This window comes from Candidatus Neomarinimicrobiota bacterium (genome assembly GCA_041862535.1).
In the GTDB taxonomy this organism is placed as follows: Bacteria; Fidelibacterota; Marinisomatia; order SCGC-AAA003-L08; family TS1B11.
The window spans coordinates 1-7714 of record JBGVTM010000222.1 but is presented as its reverse complement, the minus strand read 5'-3'; the positions used below and the strand labels follow the sequence as shown (position 1 = coordinate 7714).

Below are 7714 nucleotides of genomic sequence, written 5' to 3'. Positions count from 1 at the left end.
TTCATCTTAACACCCTGGCTATCAACGGTCTGTGCCAGTGCTTTCTGGCCCACCATGAGAGTAGTCAGGATAATCAAACGCAGGATCCAGCGATTCATGGACATGATCCTCTCACTAAGCTTTAGCGAACAACTATGAACTTCTGATAGGCTAGCGATCCATCAGGTGTCTCAAAGACGGCGATATACATACCGGTTGCAACCGCTTGCTGAGTATCCGTCAGCATGTTCCAGGTCAGCGAACCGGCTCTGGTGGGTGGATTATGGACAATGGTTCTCACCAGATCCCCACTCTCGGTAAATATTTTTATCGTCACTTCGGCGGGCAGATTAAAGAACATGAGACCTCGGTCATCGTCCCAGCCATAATCGGCGATCAGCGGGTCCCTGATATTATATGGATTCGGCACGATCCGGATATCACTCAGTTTGTCACCCGTGAACCGTGGTGGCTGGACCTCCAGAGTGGTAGGATTCCAAAGGCGCCCACTCCAGATGGTCCTGCCCCGGCTGCTAGGATGCGCATTCAGATCATCCTCCGCTATGCGATAACCGGCCTGGATATAATAGAAATAAGAGGCCCCGAATAAGATAACGGTATCTATCCAGGTATGTTCGGTGGCGATATCAGAGGCAGCCGTTTGATGTACGATATCGAAGAAAACGGTATCCGCCCGGCCGACTCGTCGCAGGATGCGATACCCGCCAAATCCCTCCGATTCCTCCGCCTCCGGATCAGACCACTTGATTTCCACGCCATCCCCGTAACCTGTAATCTCCTGTGTTGGAGGTGGTGGACTAGCCGGAACCTGCCAATCATGTTCAAAATTCCATTTGGCTCGGGCGGCCGCCTTCTGCACGGAATCAATACCGGTACTGACCCACCGGTCCTTGATTTTATCGATTCCCGTAGCGTCGGGTGGATAGGCAAAATTGGCGGGGAAATACCCTTTCTCGGCATTGGGGAGATTAGGCGGATCAGTGAGTGTATTGTACAACCATTTCTCTCCGATTTCCTTCTCTTTCTCAATCCCAATCCCGGCATAACCGCTGGCATAAACGAAGTGCAGGGACTGGCCATCTTCGAAGGTCGCATAGGGCCCGAACGCCGAAATGCTGCGATTCCAGACGGCACTTTTATCAAATCCGTCTCCCAGGTTGGACCAGTCGGGGTCGCCTTGTTCATCATTGTTGGCCCGGTGAAACGTACCGGCGTACTGCCCTTCCATAGGCTGAAATCCCTCGCTCCCATTCCGTCCTGCGATCAGATCGTAAATTAAATCCCTACCGGTAGCATCGGTGCCGCCCCACAATCCGGCAACACCTATGGCAGGCTCGGCATATACATCGGTTACTTTTGGCTGAAGAGGATCATCAATATCATTGGCCGGGTCCGTATACGGAGCCTGTGAAGCGTGCAGGATCGTATAAAATGCAATATCACTTTCTACCAACCGGCCATCCTGTGAGGTCACCGGCCCACCCATCTGATCGCCATTGCGATCCGGCTCATCAGCATGATACATGTAAAACACACGCAGGCTGTCCCCGGGCCTCGCACCGTAATAGTGATGCCAGCAGGCAGCTCTTTCGACTACGTCCTGGTCCGGAATATCGGGATTGTCCGTAGAGCCCTTGGCTTTACGCCAATAGAAGGGTGCCTGGTGCATGGAGACATAAAAATTGTTCAGGGTCTCACCACTTCGGTTGGTCAGTACCAGATCCACAACGATGTAGTTATCGTGGAATTGCTGGCTCCAGGCGAATACCTTGCGTTTGATTTCCACCCCCAGGGAATTGACGGTAGTGACTTCCGCTGTTTGGTCGCTGGTCCCCACCATCTTAGTCGGGTCAACTTCCCCCCATTCGGTGAGGGTTACATCCTGAAAATTGACGATGCTGGTCGGGTATGCCCAGCGAATGTAATCCGTCATAGGCGAATCCACGTACCAGTTCGAATAGACATCCACCGGCCTGATAACCGCTTTGGCTATCAGTGTCCCATTGGGATCGATCCAGTTCGTACAGGCCATGGTAATGTTTGATCCCGTCATGCCGGAACCCTGCTCCATGGAAGGACCCATACAATTATAGTCCGCTGGAAACCAGCTGGAGCTATATTGGAAGAATCCGGTCCCTCCATCTTCCAGCATGCCACACCAGACCCTGTTAGCCCGGATCACTGCCGTTTGTGCCATCAATCCGGATTCGGGCGACAGCGTGGCCGTGAGAACGATCCCGGCAAACCAGGTGAAGAAATTGAACAGGAGAGGATGTTTTTTAGGCAGCATAGTAATCATTTTCCATGTAGTTACTCAGTGAATGGAATTCTCATGCATTGTTAAAAACTGATTTTAATCCCGAACCAGATATCTCTGGGTGCCCCATACAGAAACATCATGTTATCGGGATCGTTGATATACGGTTTCTTCTTGGACCGAAATTCACCGACCTTGTCATTTCCCGGTATGAACATCCCGGGATTCTTCTCCCGCAAATTATCATATTCAGGAGAGTCGTAGATGGCGAGGTGCAGCGAGTTGAGATAATTATCCCTATCCAGATCGGTTCTGAATGCCCACTCCTCATCCATATCGTTGACTTTGAAATTGAATACATTACTGATATCCACATAGAGATTCAGGTGGGCACCGACAACCGCTACTGTTTTGGACATTTTAAGGTCCACCATATAGTAGTCGGGCCAGCGGAGATTATCGGTCAGGTTTCGAATGTCAGCGGGATTATGAGTGAAGAGGTCTCCCCGGCGCCATTCCGGTAGAATACTAACCATCCAACCACCCAGCCAATCGATTCCAAAGAGTTGGGGGCCCCAATTCTTAGGAGTATGGAAGGATAAATTGGCGGAAAAGCGGGGAATCAGGGTGGGACTGTTTTCCTCACCGGCATATAAAGCACCCGCTTGAGCGTTACGCACTGAATCCTCGTAGGCGGTTTCCCTGCCAGTATAGCCGTTCTTATCGATGACGTACCAAAAATTGACCCACCCGGTTAAAAAGGCACCCTGGCTCTTCGTGATCCTCAATTCAAATCCCTGGTCGTTTTCCCACCGATTACTCAGCCAACCATGGTAATCGAGGGTGCCGGATATGTTATTGAATTCAATATCAGCAGCTTCGCCGGTAACATCCTTGTAATAGGTACTCAGTTGGATCAGGTACCTATCCATGAGATTATAAGCGGCACCCAGTTCGTAGGATATGGTCCGCGGGGGTTCCAGGTTGGGATTCCCTATATCGAACAAACCGCGTTTATAGAAACGCATCTTGTACATGAACTGCTGGGAATAGGGAGCGAGAGAACGGAAATGTCCATAATTGAAAAAGAATTTCGATCTCTCTGTGATGGGAAATGCAATCCCAATGCGAGGACTAATGGTGAAATAGTTCTTAGTTTTTTTCAGGAAGGTGCCTCCCAGACTGTCATCGATGGCACGCCAGCGGTCCCAGACTACCTGTTTTCCCGATTCCAGATCATGTCGCAGCTGCTGCTTGTCATCGCCTTCGGTGCCCTTGGTGAAGGCGGCTTCGTTCCACGGGTCATCGGAAGGCCAAACACCGCCACCCGAATTATAATAATCAAAGCGCACTCCCAGACGCCCTTCCATTCCCTCCAGGGAGATCTGATCCTGGATATAGCCTCCCAGTTGCCATGGTTTCCGACGGTCGCGGAGTTCATAGATGGTATCTTCGCCTTCCCACCAGCGCCAGTTGTCGTTATTGAGGTCGAAATAATTCAATTCCGCCCCGGCCTTGATGAGATTGGACCGGTTCACCTGACTGCTGAAATCATATTTAGCCCGGAATTGCTGGGTCACCGAATTTTCGTGATATTCACCCACCTTGGAGGAGAACCTCCGATTCATCCCCGGAGGAGTCTCGTAACGACCATGGAGAAAATATTTGCTCGGATCGTCAGGATCGTAAAAGACGGTATCGGGGCGGAATACGACTCCGTAGGGCATTTCGTTCACCCAGATTGGCCCAAAATTGATGATAGCCGTTCTATCCCTGGTTTCCTTGGGTTCGAAAAAGTCCTGATGCCAGGCGTAGGAGATATTCAGATTCCAGAAGGTTTCCGGACTGATCATGTGGTCGATTGTAAATCCACCCAGGATAGTGGTTTGCACCTTGGGCTGCCAGAACGTAGGGTGCCAATAATATTTGTATATCGTCTCGTCCCGATCGGGAACTTCGTCCACGAAGATCTCCAGGTTGTCAATGGGCATGGTGTCGCCCCCGCCCTCCAGGTCGGGGATGGTGCCATCGGTTGGAAATGTGGTTTGAGTGCCCTTGATGATGCGGTGAAGACCGTTCAATTTCAAAGTGGTTCTCCTGGAGAGATGTGATTTGACGGTCAACATCGAAATGGATGTAAGCTCTCCATTTCGCATCACCGGTTGGACGTAGTTGAAGTTGGTTGTCTTGTTCGCGAAATAGAAGGTAGCGTCGCCAAGTGCCTTGCTGAGAAAAGGAACGGGGCCGCCAAAGCCGAAATCGAGATCGTAGTCCGTGTATAGACCTTCCGGCTCGTGGGCATGATCACGCAGAGCCTGCTTCTGCGCTTCGGTGATCTCATATTGTGGATAAAGTGTATCCAATGCTGCAAAATCAGGGACAACCTGATAGGCCCAGGCAGACCATAAATACAGATCCATAGCGGTAACCTGCTGTTCGGCCGGTTTACCGCGATTGTATTTCAAGGCCTCCTTTTCCCAGCCCTCGAACGTCTCATGCCCCTGTTTCAGGTACTCCGCCTGAGCAGTATCATATCCGGTGGTTACCAGCCATCCCGTACTGGTACCCATGAAGGCCACGAGCGGATCCAAGTAAGGCCGCATGCCACTGTTGGTGGGATCCCAGAGCGATTTCCCGAATCTTTTCATATGGGCCACATTGCGGGAATAGCTGAAGGTCCCGTGGTAGGTATCCCGGTCACCACTTTTGGTTGTGATGTTTAAGATACCCGATCGAAAATTGCCATATTCGGCACTGAAACCACCCGTTTGTAACGAGATCTGATCCACGGCGCTGAGAGGGATAGTTGCTTCCGCCTTTCCAATGCGCTGATTGACGAAGCTCAATCCGTTTACGATCGTCCCCGTCTGATCTGCTGAACCCCCTCGAACGGTAATTCTCCGCTCACCCGTTACCCCGGCCAGCGAACCCATGAATTGGTTTATCGTCCGAATCGCCGGCGCTTCTTCGATCTGGCTTGCTGATGCCACCTGTTGACTGTTCGAGATTTCCTTGTGCAGAATATCTCGTTCCGCCACGACGGTAACGGCTTCACCTTCCAGAGTAGTTTCCTCCATTTCAAAATCAAGCCCGGTAACCTGATCCACAGAAACCAGCACATCCAGTAACGTGGTCTTTTTATACCCGATCATGGAGGCCTCAATTTCGTAGCTGCCCGCCGGGACGTTCAGAATGTGGAAATATCCGTCAACATCGGTAGCCGCTCCGAGGTAGGTTCCCTTGACAATCACGTTTACACCATGCAAAGGGACACCATTATAAGCGTCAATTACAGTCCCGACGATTTTGCTCGTCTGTCCATAAGCCATGGGCAGTAATAGCATGGCTCCCCAGAGGGTGACGATCCATTTTCTTAGGGTCCGAATACGACCTTCCATCGACTAGCGCTCCTTATGTGTTTGTGCCTGTAGATTTCAGGCAGGGTACATCTGTGCGATCGGAATGAAGAAAGTTCACTTTATCAGCATCAACTTTTGTATTCTGACCTGATCCTGACTGCTCAGGCGTAAATAATAAATACCGCTGGCAAATAGATCTCCGTTGAATCTGAAAGTATACTCGCCTGGCAACTCATACTCATCAACCAGGGAGCCAACTTCCTGACCTAGCAGGTTGTATACAGTCAGTTGTACGTTGCCTGTACGGGGGACGGTATAGATGATGGTGATATAACTGTTGAAAGGATTGGGATACGCCTCCAGCTCCAGACTTTGAGGCAGTGTTGCCACCTCCTGTGGCTTTATAGAAACAGTTCCCTCAAGATAAAGGGTGCGGATCTCCGTGGTATCCAACGCATAATTGTGAATACGAACCTCATCCAGGGCACCCTTCAGATACTGGTTTTTCGGGAGATTCCCAGCCATATATAGATCGCGCGACTGTGATATGTTCCAGGTGCTGTCGGGTGCCGAAGCCAGTAAAGTCGTATCGGCGTAGAGCTTAAGGCTCTTGTCGGAGCGGTCACGAATCGCGCTTATCATCACCCAATTATCAGGTATGATGCTACTGTGCATGGTTTCTACCGCACATACCCGCTCTCCATCACCCACACCAAATTGTAAGATCCCGCCTCCAGTATGGCAGATTTCATAACCGCGATTCAGGCTCCCCTCAACAAAAATGCCTTTCGATAGGATTGGCGCCGCCTGGGCGGTATCATCCAACTCCAGCCAGAACGTAACGGTAAAGCCACGAACCGAGATATTGATCAGTTCACTGTTTCTGACCAGCAGGTAATTGTCTAGGCCATTAAATTGGAGTCCCAAACCAACGGGACCATCCACCGCGGCAGTAGTAGCCGACATGTTATTCAAATAGACGAAGTGATTGTTGCCGGTAGCATCCAACTCCAGGGAGCCATACCCACGCTCAAACGGCCAGTAGGCAATCAGCGCTTCGCTGAATGATTCCGTTGCAAACTGCCATACTTCACCGGTGGTTGTTCCTGAATCATTAACCGCATCTACGCGCCAGTAATAAGTCGTTGCGTCCTGCAGATTACGAAATTCATACTCGGTGGTTGACTGCCTGACACGAAAGGGTGGCGGACTGCTGGTCCCCAGATAGATATCGTAGGATGTGGCTCCGATGGCATCATCCCACTCTAAGATGGTATCAATCCCTACATTGACTGCACCGTCAGCAGGTACTGGCTCCTCAACCTGGAACGGGACACCGCTTGTATCCAGAGTCGTAGTCTCTGCGAGATTGGTCGGTATTGACTGAACCTGCGCATTATAGGCCCGGACACGATAAAAATAGGTGGTTAGCGCCTCTAGACCTGTATCGGTATAGACCGTGTCATCCGGGCCTGTGGTGGCAATTTCTACAAAATTACTGGTGTCACCTTCCGAGCGCTCGATGGAAAAACCAATTTCGTTAAGGGTATTCTCCCTCCACCGCAATTCAATCGCTTCATGGGACATGGTTGAAGCCGTCAATTCAGCCGGTGCCATCAGGAAGTTGGTTCGTTCGCACAGACTATTCAGATATTTCTCCAGATTGGTGTAGCCGTCACCGTTGAAATCACCATTGCGGTCTGAAGCATCGGTGGTGTCTAATCCATGGGCCACCTCCCAATCGTCGGCCATGCCATCGTGGTCTTTATCAGCAGGAACATCATAGGTCAGTAATTCCGGCCAGCCACCAACGTCATCCTGACTGTCAATGATACCTGTGCCATCACCGGTATAAGCCCCACCAAACGTAGCGGTACCGGTACGCGCTTCATAGGTAATCCGGGTGTCGATGGGGTCCCGTTTAAGCGAGGCACCGACATCAGCGAGCACGACCTCAAAGGCGTTTTCGGCGGTATGGGTGAGGACCGGCGCAAATGGATGGGGCTCGTACACCCTGATCCTGTCTACATCGAGAATCTGTACTCCGCCGTCCCAGTTATCCGCTGTGATGTCCGGATAGCCGTATACGTAATTACCC

General features: G+C 51.0%; 3 protein-coding genes. All 3 read right to left on the bottom strand.

Annotation, left to right across the window (positions count from 1 at the left end; translation table 11 throughout):
- Positions 1 to 121 precede the first annotated feature (121 nt).
- Entirely contained in the window at positions 122 to 2290 is a 2169-nt protein-coding gene (locus ACETWG_08175) for a hypothetical protein (protein ID MFB0516566.1), read from the bottom strand.
- Between the two features lie 50 nt (positions 2291 to 2340).
- Entirely contained in the window at positions 2341 to 5655 is a 3315-nt protein-coding gene (locus ACETWG_08170; protein ID MFB0516565.1) for a carboxypeptidase-like regulatory domain-containing protein, read from the bottom strand.
- 75 nt (positions 5656 to 5730) lie between these two features.
- Positions 5731 to 7714, bottom strand: a 1984-nt coding sequence (locus ACETWG_08165; protein ID MFB0516564.1) for a LamG-like jellyroll fold domain-containing protein, incomplete at its 5' end; no start/stop codon positions are given.